Source organism: Terasakiella sp. 4MB5A (assembly GCF_050058155.1).
GTDB classification, from domain to species: Bacteria; Pseudomonadota; Alphaproteobacteria; order Rhodospirillales; family Terasakiellaceae; genus Terasakiella; species Terasakiella halodenitrificans.
This window is the reverse complement of record NZ_CP188815.1, coordinates 1,982,418-2,002,204: the sequence shown is the minus strand read 5'-3', so window position 1 is coordinate 2,002,204 and position 19,787 is coordinate 1,982,418. Positions and strand designations below refer to the sequence as shown.

The following is a 19,787-nucleotide window of genomic DNA, read 5'->3' as shown; positions in this document are numbered from 1 at the left end:
TTACTCTCCAAAGGGCACAATACCGTATTCTTGATGTGTTAAATTCACAATCCCATGATCATCTTCAACTTGTGTGACAAACAGGTAATTAACCCCGTCACGCCGATAAAGATCACCGTTTACACTCACTTTATGTGACTGGATTTTTAAACTGGCCGGATTGGACACATTGGCTTCGTTCTCTTCAAGCTTAAGCACCACATATACCTGATAAAATACTAATCGGGATCCCGCCCACAGCGCACCATACAGCACATTGATGATGTGCCGTTCCTTCAGCAAACATAATTTCAGTGACATAACACCATGTATCAATTACCTCCCCGGTAACAGATACACGTTGCGCTGGGTTTGAGGCAAATGCTACAGGCGTAAAGCCCGTCAACATCCCCAGAAGCGCAAGGACAAACATTGTACGTTTCATGATCATAACAGCCCTTTGATGACAACAGTAACCATTCCTTTATACAGGAAAGGGAAAAAGGGCCTTTTCACGTTTAGGTGACGTTATCATCACATTTTTGTCAGGTCAGGGGGTCATATCCCATTCTGCTTCTTGCAAAACGCGGCGGTAACTTTCACAAACAGGAAACCGTTTGTTATTTTTTAAAACAATTTCATAAGTGCCATCCACATGTTCAATCCGCTTCACGGCATCTTTCAGCACCCAATGTTCCAAATGGACGCAAGTGCCATCAAGCCCACGCAAATCATGAACCGCATCACTAAAACGATATAAAATTCTGTCTTCACCTTTATCGCCATAGACACGAATAAAATGATCTTCCTGACTTACCGCCCAAATTTCTTCGCCGACATCTTTTTTTAGTCTTGCAACAAACCTCGGTGGGTCGATTACTTGCTTTTCGGGCATTGTTGTCGGCGTTGTTTTACGAAAGAAAAACATCATTACCTCAAACAAACTTGATCTTATATCATCCTATTTGATGTAAGGAGGCCTCAACATGATTGCCAGCTTTCCATAAAAAAAAGAGAGCTGCCGACATAAAAAAATGTCTGTACAGCTCTCTTGAAAAGTTTGTGTTTGACGAAGGTTGAGGGGGCTAGTCTTGCGTCAGTGACCATTCACTTTTCGAATAACAAAAACCAGTAAACCGACGACCACAAGCAAAGTGGTTACAACACCGCCGACACCGAATATACCAATCGTATCCATGACATTCCCTCCTGATACGCTGAATGAACGCGCATATCATGGCAACCAACACCTTTCGATGCATTGCGAATTATCAATGGAATAAATTAATTTTCGTTGGCAATGTTTTGTAAACGCACCAAATCTGCGAGAAAATGATTTTTCCCTAAGTCCTTTAAAGAACCTTCACGCTTAAATTCTGCAATAATACGTGATGTGGTTTCTGTCGTCACCCCAAGGATTGCACCAAGGTCTTCCCGACTAAATAAATAACAACTGTTATCAACTTTATCCGATAAGCCGATAACAAGGCGAGCAACACGCGACTTCGAACTACCTGTTGATAATTCCGTCAGCCATTCATCTGCCTGTTTTACGGCTGTGTGCCAGCGGTTTAACAATTGATTATGCAGACGCGGTGTTTCCCGATTTAACCGTTCAACAACATCACGGGGGATTTGACATAATTCAGCATCGCGCAAAACAGTTGCATAATGTTCGTAAGTCGGATTAACCAGAACTTCCAAGCCCGCGACATCACCTGTGCGTAACAATCTGACGATACGCTGCCCACCATCTGGCAAATATTGTGTCAGTTTAATAACACCACTGCGCACAGTATATAGAAACTGCCCTTCATCACCTTCACCATAAAGACGATCTCCTGCCTTTTTTTTCACTTCTAAAATGGGTTTATGGATTAGTTCGAAATCGGTATGTTCCAAGTCTGCAAAAAGTGCGAGGTGGCGGATACCACAATTTTCGCAGTTAGAAACACCCGACCAAGCGTTGGCAATGGCTTGCTTTTCCACCCTAGTATCCCCTACAACATGCGACATTATTAAATCAGTTTTTATTCATTAAACCAAATCACAAAATCTTTGCAATTCAATTTTATATTTTTATCTTAATCCATTGATTAACCATATATTTATTATGGCTTATATATCTCTTTATACTTTTTCTAATTTTTATTGACTTCATAAAATATATCTATATTTTTTGCACCGCAATATAAATAACCTTTATGCCAAGTTTAAGGAAATCCCCCCAAATGGAACATAAACCTACTTTAAACGAAAAACTTACCGGCGACGCCCTTCCGTTTATCATCATGGGTATTGGCGCCTTTATGCTGAGTTGGGTCTTTTTTCTCGGTGACCTCGTCACTGGATAAATAACCAAAAAATCACAAAAAGGGGGTAAGGCATCAAGTCTTGCCCCCTTTTTTATTATTTATCAGGCTTGCATCTCTCAAAAAACAGAATAGCTTTGATATAATCTTATCAGGGGAATTTATTCGGACATGCCTAACATAAACAATCCCATTATCGACTGGCTGTTACACGATGGCTGGCAGATAACCGATAAATCGGACTTTACCTTAGCCCTCGCGCAAACCTTTATAAAAGCAGGGGTTCCGCTGGACCGCCAACGTCTTGTCATTCGTTTACTTCACCCTCAGGTCATGGGGTTTAGCTATACATGGGATAGCAAAACTAAAGGCGTCGATCTTTTTGAAACGGGTCACCATTTGCGCGAAAGCGAAATGTACAAAAATAGCCCTTTCGCTGCCTTGTTTGAAGATGGTGCAGGTGCCATTAGGCGCCCATTGTATGATCCAAAATGTCAGATGGATTATTCTGTTTTGCCTGATCTCAGAGATGAAGGTTTTACGGACTACGTTGCCTTGCCCCTGATTTTTTCAGATGGCCGACGTAGCGCCATCACTCTTGCCAGTAAAACCGCTGGCGGTTTCAGCACTGAACACCTGACGCTTATATATGAGAGCCTCCCAGCCCTTGCACGTATTGTTGAAAACTATGCGTTAAAACATACGGCCACTGTTCTGCTTGAAACCTATTTAGGAAAAGAAACTGGAAAACAGGTTCTCAGCGGCAAAGTCAAACGCGGAGACGGTCAAATCATCCGTGCCGTTTTATGGTTTTCAGACCTGCGACAATCCACCACATTGGCAGAAACTCTTCCCCGTGCAGATTTCCTGGATATGCTGAACGATTACTTTGACTGCACAGCCGGTGCCGTACTAGCAAATGGAGGGGAAGTTTTACGATACATCGGGGACGCTGTTTTGGCAATTTTCCCGGTTGGTGAAACACCTGATTGCGTCCAAACGCAGCAAGCAGCCCAGAATGCAGAACGCGCCATCCGAAGCGCCTTTGATCGTTTGAACGAGCTTAATGCCACGCATGAAGCCAAAAATATACCTATACTCAATTGTGGGATAGGCATTCATGTCGGTGAAGTGATGTATGGCAATATCGGCACCCATGATCGACTAGAATTTTCCGTCATCGGGTCTTCTGCCAACGAAGCGGCAAGATTAGAAAGTATGACAAAAGAATTAAACGTTCCTGTTGTGGTCTCAAATCAATTTTGCCAACTGCATGGCGGAGACTGGCAATCGTTGGGAGAACATAACTTACGGGGGTTTTCTCACAAACGAGAACTATTCACCTTAATACCATAGAACCTCTGGTTTGACATTTATTTTTCAGTTAAAGTAAGGCTCAAATAAATGGGCGGGTTGGGAGAAAGAGTTTGAACACGCATATCACGGCAAACATCCTCGCGGTATCAGCAAATGATGAACTGCAAAAACGATTTCATGAAGATTTGACAACACATCACTATCAAGTTCGCTTTTGCAAACCAGAACATTTACAGGACAATGTGAATCAGGAGCGCCCCGACCTGATTGTTGTTGACGTTTCACGTAACGAATTCGATGGTTTCGGTTTAATTGGAAAACTGAAAGGTGAAATTACCTCAAAACATATTCCAACTGTTGCGCTTGTTCCTGAAAAAACACCAGACTTATACCAACGCGCCATTGAAGTTCACGCAGATGACATTTTCATTCAGTCTTTTGATATTGAAGAATTTTTTGTTCATATCAAGCCCTTACTCCGTCTTTCCACAATGTTTCTTGAGCTTGAAAACCGCGTAGCTTTAGCCAAAAAACTCGGTATCACCGCCAACGACGAAATTGATGAAAGTAATAATAGTGCCTATCAAATCATGCTCATCGCACCTCATGACGGCGACCGGGCAATGATTGAAGCCGTCTTAAACGGCAATTGCAAAATCAATGTTTGTGATGATTTTTTTGTCGCTGAAGAAGAACTCAGCAAGGCTAATTATGATGCTGTCATTTGTGCATTAAACGAAGAAAATAAAGAACAAGCATTTGTGTTAAGTTCCCGCACCAGAAACAATCCCCGCCTTTTTAATTTGCCTGTCCTGTTTATCAACGATGATAACATTACAGACAGACTGGATGCATATCGCCGCGGCGTCACGCGAATTACCAACCGTCCACTGAACAAAGCCTCCCTGCATGCAAAAATAAAAATGCTGGTGCGCCGTCAACGTCTGCGGTGGAGCATCCGTAAGGCAATGGATAGTACACGTGCCCCCAAAAGCACCGAAACAACAACCCATGCCTATAATCAAAAATTTTTCGAAGCAAATCTTTTGCATCAAATTGAAAATGCACATAAATGGCATAAGCACCTGACCTGTGTCTTTTTCTCTATTGGAAACCTGAGTAATATCAAAACCCAGTTTGGAGATGTAGCCGCACAACATCTTATGCAACAAATTCATCAATGGATTAGCGGCCTATCGCGTGTCGAAGATTGCGTTTCCCTATATCAAGATAATGAATTTGCAATTGCCCTTCCAGACACCCCAAAGAATGAAGCGCAAATTGTTATGCATCGTATTGCCGGGATTCTCAGCTATACCGATTTTGCCTTACCCGACGTTTTCCAACCTGTCAGTGTTTGGGTCGAATGCGGCATTGCACAACTTGCGCCAAATGATAATGTAAAATCCATGATCCAACGCGCAAGAAACCCTATCGTCTAGCGTAGATACACGGGCGGCCTTTATGTATATCGACCTTTATTACGACACAATCTGTCCTTGGTGTTGCATTGGTAAAAAACGACTGGAAAAAGCCTTACTCAGTCGCGCTCATATTTCTTTAAAAATTCGCTGGAAACCTTTTTTACTAAACCCGACAATGGGGCCCGGCGGCATGGATCGCCAACTTTATTTATCGCAAAAATTCGGCGGACCTGATCGGGCAAAACGTGTTTATGATGCGATTTCTCAAACCGGACAGGATAATGGGATCAATTTTCATTTTGATTTAATACGCTACACCCCCAATTCCATTGCATCACATCGACTTGTCTTCTTTGCAACTCGTTTTGATTTACAAATCCAAATGGTGGACCGATTATTCAAAGCCTTTTTTATTGAAGGTGAAAATATCGGGGACATAGACATCTTAACAAAACTTGCCGCTGAAATTGGATTGGATAAAACAGCAACAAAAACTTTTCTAAAAAGTGACGAATTGCATGAAGAAGTCATAAAATCAGACCGTGAAGCACGTGAACTAGGAGTTCACGGCGTACCGGCCTTTGTGGCACGCGACAGATATATTATCTCCGGTGCCCAAGAATCAAAAATCCTTGGTAAATTTATTGATACGGCGTGGAACGGGTAATTATGACAAACGGGCCATTTCTCCCAGATCTTTCAACAAGCGTTTCACACCTGTCAATCTGGTTGCCATGTCATCCCAACGCCGCATAAAGACCAGACAGTGATCTGGGCGCATTTTCGCTGTTCCGGCTTGATCCATCAAGAAACGGACCAATCCATCAGGATTTGCAAACTCGTTATTGCGAAACTTAATTACAGCCCCTTTGGGTCCCGCATCAATTTTTTCGATATGTGCTTCACGGCAAAGGTGTTTCATCGCCACTGTATCCAGAAGGTTTTCGACTTCGCCCGGCATAGGACCAAAACGATCAACCAATTCCGCCGCAAATGAGTCCAGATCCTGTTGTGTTTTCAATGTGGATACCCGGCGATACAGTTCCATACGAACATTCAGGTCTGCAATATAACTTTCCGGGATCAAGACAGGTAAACCGATGCCGATCTGAGGGCTCCAGTCATGGGGATTATCTTCTTCGAAACCACCGCCGCCTTTCGCCTCAGCAACCGCTTCTTCCAGCATTTGTTGATAAAGTTCGATACCGACCTCTTTGATATGACCGGATTGCTCATCCCCCAGCAAATTCCCGGCCCCACGAATATCCAAATCATGACTGGCCAGCGTAAATCCAGCCCCTAAGCTGTCCAAGGTCTGCATAACCTCAAGACGTTTTTCCGCTGTTTTGGAAATTTTCTGACCGGGCGGCAAAGTCAAATAGGCGTAAGCGCGCATTTTGGATCGCCCGACCCGTCCCCGCAATTGATAAAGTTGCGCAAGACCAAACATATCGGCCCGGTGAATAAAGATCGTATTTACAGACGGTAAATCCAAACCGGATTCAACAATATTGGTTGCCAATAAAATATCGAACGCTTTTTCGGAAAAAGCCGTCATGACTTCTTCCAATTCCGATGGCTTCATACGGCCATGCGCCACCGCGATTTTTGCATCGGGAACCAGATCGTGTAATTCACGGGCGACTTTATCCAAATCCGCCAAACGCGGACACACATAAAAACATTGCCCGCCTCGAAAACGTTCGCGCTGGATTGCTTCACGAACAACTACGTGATCAAAAGGCATAACAAAGGTACGAACGGCCAAACGATCCACAGGCGGCGTTGCAATCAGGCTCATTTCCTTCACGCCGGTTAGTGCCATTTGAAGCGTTCGCGGAATGGGTGTCGCCGTTAAGGTCAAGACGTGAACATCAGCTTTCAATTTTTTAAGCTGTTCTTTGTGGGTCACGCCAAAATGCTGTTCTTCATCAATGATCAACAAACCAAGTCGTTTGAATTTAACGTTTTTCGCCAATAGCGCATGGGTTCCGACAACAATATCAACGGTGCCTTTGTCCATTTCTTCTTTCACGCGCTTGGCTTGCGTCGGGGTGACCAATCGTGAAAGCTGCTGAATGCGAATAGGGAAGTGTTTAAAGCGTTCAACGAAATTATTGTAATGCTGACGGGCCAGCAAAGTCGTCGGCACGACCACGGCAACCTGCATTCCACTCATCGCTGCGACAAAGGCTGCGCGCAAAGCAACTTCAGTTTTACCAAATCCAACATCGCCACAAACCAGACGGTCCATGGGACGTCCGCTATTTAAATCCGATATCGCATCCCCGATGGCACGCAATTGATCGTCGGTTTCCACAAATTGAAACTGGGTACAAAATTCTTCGTACAAACCATCCGGTGCGGCAATGGCTTCCCCTTTGCGCAGTTCCCGTTCCGCTGCCACCTTGATTAACTGCTGGGCCATATCCTTGACGCGTTCTTTCAGACGAGCTTTGCGCGCCTGCCATGCCACACCACCAAGCTTATCCAGATGGGCAGTCCCTTGATCGGAGCCAAAACGAGACAATAATTCAATGTTTTCAACTGGCAAAAACAGCTTATCACCGCCGTCATAAACCAGCACCAAACAATCATGGGGTGCTCCGCCAACGTTGATGGTTTCCAAACCTTCATAGCGTCCAATCCCATGATCCACATGGACGACAAGGTCGCTTTCATTCAGGCTGGATGCCTCGGCAATAAAGTTTTCCGCCCGCATGCGACGCCGGGCCGGGCGCACCATACGCTCACCTAAAATATCCTGCTCACACAGGACGGTTAGACCATCAAACGCAAAACCGTGTTCCAGCCCTAAAACAATCAAGGCAACCCCGTCTTTAGGCAAGCGTTCCACATCGGCAAAACGGCCAACGGCTGCCAAACCTGCAACACCATGTTCCTTTAAAACCGTCATCAAACGATCACGTGACCCATCAGAATAGGCGGCAATCACAACACGTTGTTTATTGTTCTGTTCTGCAACAATATATTGGCGGACGGCATCATAAACATTGGCATTCGGGTTTGCCCGGGCCTCTGCAAAATCCAGACAGCGCCGCCCATTCCCATCAAAAACAGTGTCGCCCGGTTCCAGATTGAATGAACTGAATTGACCAATGCCATACCCATCCAGCAGTTTTTCCCAATCTCCCCTTTCAAAATAAAGGAGGGAGGGATCAATCGGGTTATAAGGCGCTTCGCCCCCTAAAGAAGCCCCGGCAACATCAACACGCGCATCATAATAATCAGCAATCATTTCCAGACGGGAATCACGCGCCTGATCGACCTGATGATCCAGAACGATTTTTGCTGTTTTCGGAAGATAATCCAGCAAACTTTCCATTTGGTCATGGAACAAAGGTAACCAATGTTCCACACCCATCGGGCGTCGCCCTGCTGAAACAGCCTCGTATAGTGGATCTTTTTCCGCTTTCGCCCCAAAAATTTTGCGGAACTCGGTCCGAAAACGCGAAACGGCATCATCACCCATCGGCAATTCGCTAACGGGTTTCAAGGCAAAGGTATCAATTGTCTCAAGCGTGCGTTGTGAAAGCGGATCAAATGTGCGGATTGCCGCGACTTCGTCCCATTCCAGATCAAGGCGCAATGGCTCTTCCCTCCCAGGGGCAAAAACATCGACAATATCACCCCGAACCGCATATTCGCCCGGTTCCATAACCGTTTCACTGCGCTGATAACCATTGCGTTCAAGAAACTTGACAAGACCTTCGCGTTGAACTTCATCACCAACTTTTGCGATAAAAACAGCATCTTTGAAGCTTGCTCGCGGTGGAACTTTTTGTAAAAAGGCAGAGACTGTTGTTAAAAGCAAACGCGACGTGCCTTTGGGGCGATCCTGCAAAGTGGTCAATCCGTCCACACGCTGCCCCACAATTTCTGCATGGGGGGACACACGGTCATAAGGCAGACAATCCCACGCTGGGAACTGGATGACTTGAAGATCAGGATAGAAAAAAGACACCGCATTGGCTGCGCGCACCATTTTCGTCTCATCCGTTGTCACGAATAAAACATCACCGTGCTGTTTTGCCAGATAGCCTAAGAGAACACTGTCATATCCTTCCGGCACACCGCCATAGGTCAATGTGCCAGCTGTCGGAAGTGCGCGTAAAGTCAGTTTCATAACAGGTTATTTGCCTTTGCTTAGGCGTTTTCAATATATTCCTGACAATCGCGAAGTTTTATCATCACATTATTGTCAAATTCTGCAGGGACATCCAGTTTCCCGGTAATCCATTTAAAAATATCCAGATCGTTTTGTTCCAGCAAGGCTTCGAACTGGGATATTTCCTCATCCGGTAATTCACCGAGATAACGTTCAGAAAAACGTGCGAAAATCACGTCGTTTTCATGCATACCCATATATTTGCATTTGTGATGTAAACGTTTAAGACGATCATCCATATCGAACACCATTTGCCAGATGAAAAAATTTGCTTAGGATATAGCGACCTTTTCACTCATTGTCATGGTTTAAAGCATGCGCCCTGAAATTCTTTTTCCATTATTTCGCCCCATTACCGCCCTTGCCGGCGTTGGTCCGCGTATTTCCAAATTGATGGAAAAACTCACTGGCGAACATATTGTCGATATTCTTTGGCATCTCCCCACATCGTTTGTAGATCGCCGTTTTTCCCCGACAATCGCCGATGCACCGGACAATGCCATTGTGACGGTAGAAATCACGGTCGCCAAACATTTCCCATCGCGTAACCGCCGCGCCCCTTATAAAGTTTCGTGTTTTGACGAAACAGGTCACATGGATTTGGTCTTTTTCAATGCACGTGCGGATTATTTAAAAAAGCAATTACCCGAAGGCGAAACCCGCATTGTCAGTGGCACGGTTGAACATTTTCAAGGCGTTTTACAAATGACCCACCCTGACCGGATGGGAACATTGGATGAAAAAGAAGACATACAAACCGTCGATCCGGTTTATCCCTTGACCGCTGGGGTCACAAACAAACTTATGGGGAAAACGGTTCAGCATGCCCTTGAACAAACAAGCCCGCTGCCCGACTGGTTAAATGATGCCTTTAAAAAACTGAAAAACTGGCCTGACTGGCAAGATGCACTTACCAGCGCACATCATCCTCGTTGCGAAGAGGACCTGTTTGCCGATACCCCGGCACGTGAACGTCTTGCTTATGACGAGCTGCTTGCCAATCAGCTGGCACTCGCACTGGTCAGACGAACCGTGCGCCGTGCTGCCGGACGCGCCATTACGGGAAATGGGCGTTTGCGCAAAACAATCCGGGATGCACTGCCCTTCGATCTCACCAACTCGCAAGAAAACTCCCTGAAAGAGATCGAAGCCGACATGGCAGAACCACTGCGGATGCTGCGCCTGCTGCAAGGTGATGTTGGTAGTGGTAAAACCGTTGTTGCCTTACTCAGTGCCCTGATCGCCATTGAAGCGGGTCTACAGGCCGTTATTATGGCACCTACAGAGATTTTAGCCCGTCAACATATGGAAACCATTGCCCCCTTACTGACAGGAACACCGATCAATCCTATCCTTTTAACGGGGCGTGATAAGGGAAAAAAACGACAAGCCATCCTTGAACAAATTGCCAGTGGCGAAGTCCAACTGATTATCGGAACACATGCCTTATTTCAGGATGATGTGGATTTTGCCAATCTGGGACTCGCCATCATTGATGAACAACACCGTTTTGGCGTGCACCAACGCCTTGCGCTCGCCAGTAAGGGGCAGCATGTAGATGTTCTGGTCATGACAGCCACACCTATTCCACGCACCCTTATGTTGACCGCCTATGGGGATATGGATGTTTCACGCCTGCTGGAAAAACCAGCAGGCCGTAAACCTGTCGATACCCGCGTTATGCCCCTTTCAAAGCTGGAAGAGGTGGCGTTCGGCCTAAAACGTATGATTGATAAAGGGGCACGTATTTATTGGGTTTGCCCCTTGGTGGAAGAATCCGACAAAATCGAAGTCGCCGCCGCACAAGAAAGATTTGAACACCTTCAATCCCTTTATGACGCGCGTGTTGGTCTTGTTCATGGCAAAATGAAAGGAACGGAAAAAGACACCGTCATGGCCGCCTTTGTCGCGGGTGACATTGACATACTGGTTGCAACCACCGTAATCGAAGTCGGCGTAAACGTACCGGAAGCAACCGTGATGATCGTCGAGCATGCCGAACGGTTTGGCCTTGCCCAGCTTCATCAGCTTCGTGGGCGTATCGGGCGCGGTATGGATGCCTCCACCTGCCTTTTATTATACGGTGCCCCGTTATCTGAAAACGGTCAGGCTCGCCTTAAAATTATGCGCGATACCGAAGATGGCTTTGTCATTGCCGAAGAAGATTTACGTTTGCGCGGAGCGGGCGAAGTCTTAGGAACCCGGCAAAGCGGACTGCCGGAATTCAAACTTGCACAATTGCCCGCACACGAAGAATTACTGGCAATCGCACGTGACGATGTTAAATTAATATTGGAACAAGATCCCGAATTACAAACAGAACGTGGGAAAGCATTACGCACCCTCCTCTATCTATTTGAAGAGGATGCAAGTGTTGGATACCTGCGCTCCGGTTAAGTGTTCTCATCCTTCACAGGAACCGGATGCTTGGAAACCAAAATTGGACTCCCGTCCTTTTCCCGCAAGACATCGACATCTTCATAGGTTTTTGCCGATACTTTTGGAATTTGTTGTTCTTCCACAGGACGTCGATCAGGCGGCGTAACTATGCCGCCGGAAATAACCATCTTCACGGCTTGTTCCACCGACATATTCAATGGAATTAGCTCCCCCTTAGGAACAAACAGCAAAAAACCGGATGTCGGGTTTGGCGTTGTCGGTAAAAAGATGTTTACACATTCTTCTTCAGTCAGGTTTTGAACCTCGCCTTTTGTGGTCCCGGTAATAAAGCCAATGGCCCAAATCCCGCGACGAGGATATTCAATCAGAACCGCTTCACGAAAAGCTTGTGATTTCTGGGCGAGCACGGTTTCAAAGATTTGCTTGGTTGCACTGTAAATCCCGCTAATAACCGGCATGCGTGCCATAATGCTTTCACTGATACGGACAAGCAACTTACCGACAAAGCCAGCAGTCAACATTCCCACAACAGTCAAGCTGACAAGGACAATCAGTAAACCCATTCCAGGGATACTAAAAGGAAGATAAGTTTCCGGGTTATAGGCTTTCGGAATAAGCGGCGTAACCTTTTGATCCACAAAGTCAACAAAGACCCATGCGACCAAAATCGTAATGGATAACGGTGCTGTTACCAGTAAGCCCGTCAGGAAATAGGCGCGAATACGCCCCATGACAGTCAACCCTTTAACAGGCTTGGTATCTTCTGACGAATTTTCTTCGGTCATGGACAAGCGTTCCTAATTTCTATAGCGTGGAAATGCATGGTATAGAGTTTAACGTAAAGACAAAAGAACGAAATGAGTCTGTCATGAAAAATTGGGTTATACAATACGTCTATGCGACGGACAAAAATGAGCAAGGTATCTCAATTTTGGAAATTCAAGCCGAAAGTCTTGAAGCCGCAAAAGAAATTGCCATTCAAAAAGCCGCTGCCGAAGAATATGTCTTTAATGTCTACCCACAATCTGACGAGCAGTTTTTAGGAAACGTCAAGCATCAGGCCAGCATTCTGGTTGGCAAAGGCGAAATTATTGAAAATGATGTTGAATAAATCGAAACGACCAGCCTAGCTTTTATATTTCGCGAGTTCCTGCCCCATTCTGCGAATATTTTTCACAAAAATATTGATTAAACCACGCATAAAAGGGTCAGCCTTGGCAAGCTTACTTTCAAATGTATCACGCGTCACAATGACGAGCGTCGTTTGTTGAACAGAACGCGCAGCAGCCATTCGAGGCGCATTGTCAATCAATGCCATTTCCCCAAAAATACCGCCTTTATTCACCGTACCAAGTACAACTTCACGGCCATCAACCATTTTGTAAATTTCAACCATCCCACGCTCGATGATATAAGCGCGATCACCGGGATCACCTTCTTTAAAAATACGGTCCCCCGCATAAAAGACTTTACGCTCAATAAAACGTTTCGCAGCGTGGCCAGCCATTTAAAAATCCTCAGAACCCGTCAATAAAAGTTATTTTATAGTACCTGTTTACTCGAAGAATGCAATCTAGTCTAATCTGATAAAGATAGAAATTCTTCATTTGTATAGGTGAGGTCAGTTCATGAGGACATATCCTGAACGCCCGTGGGTCGGCATCGGTATCGTCGTGCACAAAGATGATAATATTTTACTGATTAAACGAGCCAAAGCCCCCTACAGAGGTGCATGGAGCCTTCCCGGTGGCGCACAGCACATTGGCGAGACAGTAATCGAAGGGGCCATGCGTGAGGTTTTTGAAGAAACCGGAATATATACAACCCAGCATAAGCTTATTGATGTCGTCGATTCTATTCATTTCGACAAAGATAAACGCATCGAATATCACTACACCCTTATTGAAATATCTTGTCTTTATCAGAAAGGGAAACTGGCTGCAAATGACGATGCATTATGTGCAAAATGGGTTCCTTACAGCAAAATTAACCACTATAATTTGCGAGAAGAAACCCTTCGCATTATTGAGCAATCTTATCGTTCACGGAAGGCTTCATTGACGGAGGAATAAACAGGTTTCAACAGATATTGCAGCAAAGTCTTTTTGCCTGTTGTCACGTCCGCCTGAACCGTCATCCCTGGCATAATGCGATTATTAGCAGGATCATACCCGACATAGCTGCGATCCAGTGCAATCAACCCCTTATAATAAGGTTCTTCCTTTTCATTCATAAAGGTTGTTGCCGAAATTGCCGAAAGCTCACCTGTGATGCCGCCGTAACGCGCAAAATCAAAACTTGTAATCTTAACTGTAACCGGCTGCCCAACACGCATGTGTCCTACATCACGTGTTGCAATTTTCGTTTCGACAATTAATTCCTTATCCAAAGGCACAATTTCCGTAACTGTAGCACCGGGTGCCAAAACCCCGCCAATCGTTGTTGCTTGCAACCCTTTAATAATACCACGTACCGGGGCACGAACTTCCAGACGCTTCACCCGGTCTTCCAGCTTTGCAATGGCTTCGCGCACTTGGGCCAACTCCTGCGTCACACCACCCATTTCCTGCAAAGCTTCTTCTTTTGACTTTGCAACATCCTGCGCCAGTCGGTTCTTGGCTTCTTCATGTTCTTCCAACGCTTTCAAGCGTTCCTGAACCACTTTGTTCACGTCGCCGTGTGCCTGATTGGCTTCCCTCTTTAACTCGAGATACAGAACCTTTGAACTCAATCCCTGTTTAAACAGAGATTCGCGCATTTTCAGTTCATCTTGAACGATCGAAAGCTGCTGACGTAATGTTGTTTCTTTTTCTTCCAGCAAATCAAGTTCTGTACTTGATTGTTCAATCTGATTGATCAAAACTTGACGACTACTGTCTTGGGCGCCGGTTTGGACCCGATAAATCGCCATTTGATCTTCGACCATTCCGTCATAATCTTTTCCAACGATTGAGAAATCCGGTTGGCGGTCCATGCCGATTGCACGCAGTCGTTCCGCCTTCAATAATAAACCGGCTCGGCGCGCTTTCATCTGCGCACGTTCTGAATATGCCGCAGCGGGATCAAGACGTATCAAGACATCACCAGTCTCTACGATTTGACCTTCTGAGACTAAGATTTCAGATACAATACCGCCTTCGAGGTGTTGAATCGTCTGAATTTGACCAGAGGGGATCACCTCCCCAAAAGAAACAGAAACTTCATCCACTTCGGTAAAATACGACCAGACGATAAAAGCCACAATTACCGCACCAACTGTCATCATGCCTGCACGAATTAAAGAAGATGAACCGGCCTCTTCCAAAACAACGGATTGCGCCAAATAACGCGTCTGCCGCGACCCAATTTTAAATTGAACCGGGTGCAGTTTTTTTTCTTTAACAGCTTTTGTTTCGCTTTTTGTAATCTGGTTGCCACTCATAGGAAATCTTTCGGTAAGTGGGGTTTAACCTCATCTGTTGGACCGTACATTTTCATGTGACCGTTTTCCAACCATAAAACTTTATCGGCAATTTTTAAATGACTTGGTCTATGTGTGACGATAAAACTGCAAACCCCTTCTTCTTTAAGGTTTGCAACAGCCTTCATAAAGGCCTGATCATCGTCAAAATCAAGCCCGTTACCCGGTTCATCGAATAACATAATTTTAGGACTTTTCACAAAACAACGAGCAAGGTTTAGACGTTGTTGGAAGCTGCTGGGCAACTGTCCCCCTGTTCCTTCGCCGATACGCGTCCAAAATCCCTTAGGCAACGCCTCAATATCATCTAAAACATTAGCGATTTTACAGGCATGCATCAATTCTTCATCCGTTGCAGCCGGATTAGCAAGGCGTAAATTTTGTGCAATCGTTCCATAAAAGAACTGTGTCGTTTGCGGGGCATATCCCATCATCTGACGTAATTCAACAGGGTCTAACTGACGAATATCTGTTTGATCGACACGAATATTTCCAGCCTGTGGAATATACATTCCAAGCAATAACTTAAGGATGGTGGACTTCCCACTGCCATTCCCCCCAACAAGGGCAAGAACTTCGCCGGGATTGACATCAAAATTCACCCCGACAAGTGCCGGGTCAGCATCTGGAGAATAGCGCAAAGACACACGCCCGAATGAAATAAAGCCATTAATTTTACGATTGGTCGCAACTGTTTGGTCTTTGTGTTCAGAATTTATATTCATCAAGTTATTAATCTGTGAAATAGATGAACGCACCTGTTCTAAACGAGTGAGAGTTACGAACCCCGATTGTAACGGTCCCAAGACACGCCAGACAAGGATCATTGATGCAACCAATCCCCCGATGGTCATTGCGCCACTAAAAACTTCAAAGACCCCAACGGCAACGGTTGCAACACCGGAAATAATCATCAAAACATGTGATGTTGTGTTGAGATAACTGGTGACTTGTGCCGACTTAAAACTGGCCATTGCCGATTTGGCAGAGAGTTCACGATAGCGGCTCAACCATGTTGCTTCAGAATTACTGTATTTAATCGCCCGCATCGAAGAGATTGTTTCAATAACGAGTTCCTGCTTTTGTGAACCATAACGAGCTGTTGACCCAATCGCATTTCGAATAATCGGACCAAAAGCCAACGCCACCAACCAATAGAGGACCAGCATTAAAATCGGGATAAAAGCGACAACACCACCTAATATAAAAATGACAATAATAAAAATGAATGAAAACGGAATTTCGAACATCACCACGGCCATAGGACCCGTAAAGAATTCTCGAATAGATTCAAAATCCTTGATCCGTGCTACCTGTGCCCCAATAGTCGCACGTTCCGTGAAGGCGGGCGGCAGAAACATTATTCGCTTAAAAACTTCCGTTCCCACAATATTGTCAATTCTCGCCCCAACAAAAGCAAAAATCTTGGTTCGAATTTTCCTGAGAACATAATCACATATGAGCGCAATACTCACGCCAACACCGAAATAAGCCAATGTGGACATAGATCCGGTCGCAACAACCTTGTCATATACTGCCATAACAAAAAGTGGTGTTGCTAAGGCCAGCAAATTCAAAAGTAACGTTAGTCCTAGAATTTGGTAGATCAAAGAACGGAACCGTTCCATAACCATCCAGAACCAGCCAATTTTTTGCTGAGCAATTTTTTGTTCTTCATTGTCAACAGGGGTAAAGAAATAGGCTGTCCCTTTCATCGTCATATCATTGCCACTTAGTGTGGCATAATCGCCTGTCCCGCCATCAAATATGCGAACACCATAATCGCTACGTGCCATAGGGATAAAAGCCGCACGATCATCAGAGACATATAGACAGGGCATGAGACGAGGATCAATATCCTTGAGACGAATACGTTCCGGTCGACTAGAATATTGTAGGTTTGCCATAACATTACGAAAACCTGTGATGTCCAACTCATCTGCAAAATGTGGCATCGCTTCGGCAACATTGCGCTGTTCGCCCCGCCAACTTAACGCCATGAGCAAAATTTCAAGGCAGGCTGCAAAATCCGAAATTTCACGCAAGTTCGCCAATAAGGGTGATTTTTTGATTGCTTCAGCCGTTTGCGAGAGTGGGTTTCTTTCCACTTCAAGCTTTTTCACGTCTATTTTGCCCAATGCGTTACTCATGTATCGCGTTCCGTTTCTTTAATTGTACGGGTTTTCAGGACAAGCTTTTTATTTTTTAATCCTGCACCATCTTTAAGCTTACTGTTATCCATTTTGGCGACGCGCGCTTTCCATGTATCTGTCGGAACAGGTTTAAAAGAGACCTCTTCATCAGTGTTTTCAACAATATTCAGCTCTGTACTCACCTCACTTGGGGGTGCTAATTCGGATGCAGGTGTTGGTATATGTACTTCTGCCAAACGTGATTGCTCCGGCGTGTCAACATCACCTTTCTCAATCTCAGTTGTTGGCCCCACAGGATTGTCTTCTTTTTTCTTTTTTTGGATCAGACGATCAAAAACTGATTTATCTGACGCTAGAATACGGGGGTGTTTTTTCTCATTTTCATCAACAGGTGCCCCCGGAACAGTCACTTTGCGTTCAGCAACTCGTTTTTTGGGGCGCGGTACAAGCTTTGTTTTCAGCTTATCCTTTGTAACTTCTTTGTTTTCTGTCTTTTCAACAGATGGGCTAACTGGCGATTGTTCAGGAGCAATCGGCTTCCGTTTCACTTCTTTCGCTTGCGAAGAGAGTGGACTTTTTTCTATACGTTTTTCAGCTGACGGCATTTGATCTGTCGAATGGAAAACAGGTGCTTCTTCAATTTCTCGTTTTTCCAAACGACCATCCTGCAAATCATAAACTGCGTCAGCCATTCTTAATACGGAGGGACGATGCGAAACAAGAATCAAGGTTCGTTTCCCTCGGGCTTGCTCCAGAAACTCTGTTAAAACCTTATCACCTGCACTATCCATTGCCGCGTTTGCTTCATCAAAAAGAAGGACGACAGGGTCACTCATCAACGCACGTGCAATTGCAATCCTTTGCTTGATCCCACGCGGTAATGTGTCATAGGCACCATTGCCAACAGAGGTATCATAGCCCAGTGGCATACGTGCAACCACATCATCCAACCCTAATAATCGCGCAATTCGCAAGGCTTTTTCTTCGAGTTCAGGCTTGAACATCGTCAGATTTTCAAGGATTGTTCCATTGAATAACACACCATGCTGCGGTAAGTAGGCGATCTTGCGGCGTACGCTGTTGGGTTCCAACTCATTAATATCTTGACCATCGATAAGAACTTGCCCTTCACTTGCACGCATTGCCCCCATCATAAGGTATAGCAACGAGCTTTTACCGCTCGCGTTTCCGCCAGAAATGCCAATAATCTCGCCTGGTTCCACTTTTAAATTAACGTTCGCAAAAACGGTTTGCGCATCGTCCCCAAACTTCAGCCCTACATTTTGCAATTCAATGCGACCGGAATAAGTACTATCGACAACAGGCAAAGCACCTTGCGTTTCCGGTTGCAGTTCAAAAATTTCCCGCAATTTCTCGCGGGCAAGTTGAATGGATTGAAAACGCGACCAAATCCCGACAGCACGCTGAAGAGGTTGCATCGCACGCCCAGACAACATCGTACAGGCCGCTAAACCACCAACAGTCAACTGTCCATCAATGACAAAAGTACTTCCGGCCCCAACAACCGCAAACATCGTTAATTGCGAATAAAGCGCCCCCAGGCTCATTGCCGAAGAACTCTGGCGTGTTACTTCGTAATCTGTTTTCGCACAAGATTCTTGAAGTCGTTCGTATCGACGCAACATCTGCGTTTCCATCGCCATTGACTTCAGCGTATGGATCCCCGTCAACACCTCAATAATAAAGTTAAATCGCCGTTCATCCGCGACCATTCTTTCAGATATTGCTTTACGTAACTTCACCCCTATGCGCCACGCCATTAGCGCAAAAAGTGCAATCAACAAAATTGGAACAAAGACAAGCGCCCCAGCAAGATAACTAATCAATGCCAGAAAAATAATTGAAAAGGGCAAATCAAACAGTGTCATGATTGCCTGACCGGCATAAAATTCCTTCAGCGTCCCTAGTGAGGAAATTCGTTCCAGATGCACACCGGAACCATCTTTTTCAAATTCATTAACACTGGTCGAAAGCAGGCGTTCAATAGCTGCGCAACCCGCCATATGTTCAAATCGTGCCCCGACCCATCCACTCAAATATGATCGACCAACACGCAAGGCTGCTTCCATCAGCAAAGCCAGAGCGATCCCGCTCACCAATAAAGCCAATGTATTCAGTGAATTATTTGGTAAAATACGATCATAAATTTGCAGGAGCGATAACGGCATCGCCAACGACAATATATTAATAAAGAAAGACGCCAGCAAAATATCCATCATCCCAAAAGGAATTTTGGAATTCTTGCCAAGCTTGGCTAACCAGTCAATCGACTTATCTGCCTTTCGATTTAACATATTATTGTTTTTTACCCCTAGGAGTGATGATTATATTAATACTATTAGATAGTCGAATGGTTCTGTCCTCGCAAACAAAAACACCTTAATAAAAGTCAAACCAACCAATTACTTATGCAATTACGTATATACCCGTAACCTACTTGTTTAATATCAATAAACACGCTCAACCATACATGAGAATTCACAAACAAATCCTTAAGAGAGGATAGAATCTTCGCCCAAGAGTTAAAAATTA

18 protein-coding genes are annotated in these 19,787 nt (G+C 45.0%); 7 read left to right on the top strand and 11 right to left on the bottom strand.

Annotated elements, in window-relative coordinates; genetic code table 11:
- The 4 genes from ACI0FF_RS09205 to ACI0FF_RS09190 form a co-directional block, all read right to left on the bottom strand.
- On the bottom strand, positions 1-198 hold the full coding sequence (locus tag ACI0FF_RS09205; RefSeq protein WP_419796575.1) for a hypothetical protein: 198 nt from the start codon (positions 196-198) through the stop codon (positions 1-3).
- On the bottom strand, positions 191-424 hold the full coding sequence (locus ACI0FF_RS09200; protein WP_419796574.1) for a hypothetical protein: 234 nt from the start codon (positions 422-424) through the stop codon (positions 191-193). Before ACI0FF_RS09200 ends, ACI0FF_RS09205 begins: the two co-directional genes overlap by 8 nt.
- Positions 425-529: 105 nt before the next feature.
- Entirely contained in the window at positions 530-874 is a 345-nt protein-coding gene (locus ACI0FF_RS09195) for a LytTR family transcriptional regulator DNA-binding domain-containing protein (protein WP_419796573.1), read from the bottom strand.
- 389 nt (positions 875-1,263) lie between these two features.
- Positions 1,264-1,968, bottom strand: coding sequence for a Crp/Fnr family transcriptional regulator (locus tag ACI0FF_RS09190; RefSeq protein WP_419796572.1), 705 nt, complete (start codon positions 1,966-1,968; stop codon positions 1,264-1,266).
- Between the two features lie 242 nt (positions 1,969-2,210).
- Here ACI0FF_RS09190 and ACI0FF_RS09185 point away from each other — a divergent pair, with 242 nt between their 5' ends.
- The 4 genes from ACI0FF_RS09185 (at position 2,211) to ACI0FF_RS09170 (ending at position 5,699) form a co-directional block, all read left to right on the top strand.
- A complete protein-coding gene (locus ACI0FF_RS09185) occupies positions 2,211-2,333 on the top strand; it encodes a hypothetical protein (protein WP_419796571.1) in 123 nt (40 codons plus the stop codon).
- Between the two features lie 129 nt (positions 2,334-2,462).
- Positions 2,463-3,647: an adenylate/guanylate cyclase domain-containing protein gene (locus ACI0FF_RS09180; protein WP_419796570.1), complete on the top strand. Its 1,185-nt coding sequence runs from the start codon at positions 2,463-2,465 to the stop codon at positions 3,645-3,647.
- 71 nt (positions 3,648-3,718) lie between these two features.
- Entirely contained in the window at positions 3,719-5,050 is a 1,332-nt protein-coding gene (locus tag ACI0FF_RS09175; protein ID WP_419796569.1) for a diguanylate cyclase domain-containing protein, read from the top strand.
- Positions 5,051-5,072: 22 nt separating this feature from the next.
- Complete coding sequence (locus ACI0FF_RS09170) at positions 5,073-5,699, top strand: DsbA family oxidoreductase (RefSeq protein WP_419796568.1); 627 nt, start codon at positions 5,073-5,075, stop codon at positions 5,697-5,699.
- Here ACI0FF_RS09170 and mfd read toward each other — a convergent pair whose 3' ends face one another.
- Together mfd and ACI0FF_RS09160 are read right to left on the bottom strand one after the other, a co-directional pair.
- Complete coding sequence (gene mfd / locus ACI0FF_RS09165; RefSeq protein ID WP_419796567.1) at positions 5,700-9,179, bottom strand: transcription-repair coupling factor; 3,480 nt, start codon at positions 9,177-9,179, stop codon at positions 5,700-5,702. It abuts the gene before it with no gap.
- A 20-nt stretch (positions 9,180-9,199) separates the two neighbouring features.
- On the bottom strand, positions 9,200-9,460 hold the full coding sequence (locus ACI0FF_RS09160) for a succinate dehydrogenase assembly factor 2 (protein ID WP_188664889.1): 261 nt from the start codon (positions 9,458-9,460) through the stop codon (positions 9,200-9,202).
- Positions 9,461-9,536: 76 nt separating this feature from the next.
- Here ACI0FF_RS09160 and recG point away from each other — a divergent pair, with 76 nt between their 5' ends.
- The gene (gene recG, locus ACI0FF_RS09155) at positions 9,537-11,618 is read left to right on the top strand and encodes an ATP-dependent DNA helicase RecG (protein ID WP_419796566.1); all 2,082 of its coding nucleotides are present in this window, start codon (positions 9,537-9,539) and stop codon (positions 11,616-11,618) included.
- Here recG and ACI0FF_RS09150 read toward each other — a convergent pair.
- Positions 11,615-12,406, bottom strand: a complete 792-nt coding sequence (locus ACI0FF_RS09150; protein WP_419796565.1) for a DUF502 domain-containing protein — start codon at positions 12,404-12,406, stop codon at positions 11,615-11,617. The genes recG and ACI0FF_RS09150 overlap by 4 nt on opposite strands.
- An 83-nt stretch (positions 12,407-12,489) precedes the next feature.
- Here ACI0FF_RS09150 and ACI0FF_RS09145 point away from each other — a divergent pair, with 83 nt between their 5' ends.
- Complete coding sequence (locus ACI0FF_RS09145) at positions 12,490-12,732, top strand: hypothetical protein (RefSeq protein WP_419796564.1); 243 nt, start codon at positions 12,490-12,492, stop codon at positions 12,730-12,732.
- A 15-nt stretch (positions 12,733-12,747) separates the two neighbouring features.
- Here the strand turns inward: ACI0FF_RS09145 and ACI0FF_RS09140 are convergent, their stop codons facing one another.
- On the bottom strand, positions 12,748-13,128 hold the full coding sequence (locus ACI0FF_RS09140) for a cyclic nucleotide-binding domain-containing protein (protein WP_419796563.1): 381 nt from the start codon (positions 13,126-13,128) through the stop codon (positions 12,748-12,750).
- 121 nt (positions 13,129-13,249) lie between these two features.
- Between ACI0FF_RS09140 and ACI0FF_RS09135 the strand changes: the two genes are divergently transcribed.
- On the top strand, positions 13,250-13,693 hold the full coding sequence (locus ACI0FF_RS09135) for an NUDIX hydrolase (RefSeq protein WP_419796562.1): 444 nt from the start codon (positions 13,250-13,252) through the stop codon (positions 13,691-13,693).
- On the opposite strand, the gene ACI0FF_RS09130 is transcribed toward ACI0FF_RS09135, so the two are convergent.
- From ACI0FF_RS09130 to ACI0FF_RS09120, 3 genes are read right to left on the bottom strand one after another with little or no spacing between them, the layout of a single operon-like run.
- The gene (locus ACI0FF_RS09130; protein WP_419796561.1) at positions 13,657-15,042 is read right to left on the bottom strand and encodes an HlyD family type I secretion periplasmic adaptor subunit; all 1,386 of its coding nucleotides are present in this window, start codon (positions 15,040-15,042) and stop codon (positions 13,657-13,659) included. The genes ACI0FF_RS09135 and ACI0FF_RS09130 overlap by 37 nt on opposite strands.
- On the bottom strand, positions 15,039-17,231 hold the full coding sequence (locus ACI0FF_RS09125; protein ID WP_419796560.1) for a peptidase domain-containing ABC transporter: 2,193 nt from the start codon (positions 17,229-17,231) through the stop codon (positions 15,039-15,041). The genes ACI0FF_RS09130 and ACI0FF_RS09125 overlap by 4 nt, the downstream gene beginning before the upstream one ends.
- On the bottom strand, positions 17,228-19,549 hold the full coding sequence (locus ACI0FF_RS09120; protein ID WP_419796559.1) for a peptidase domain-containing ABC transporter: 2,322 nt from the start codon (positions 19,547-19,549) through the stop codon (positions 17,228-17,230). Before ACI0FF_RS09120 ends, ACI0FF_RS09125 begins: the two co-directional genes overlap by 4 nt.
- Positions 19,550-19,787: the final 238 nt, after the last annotated feature.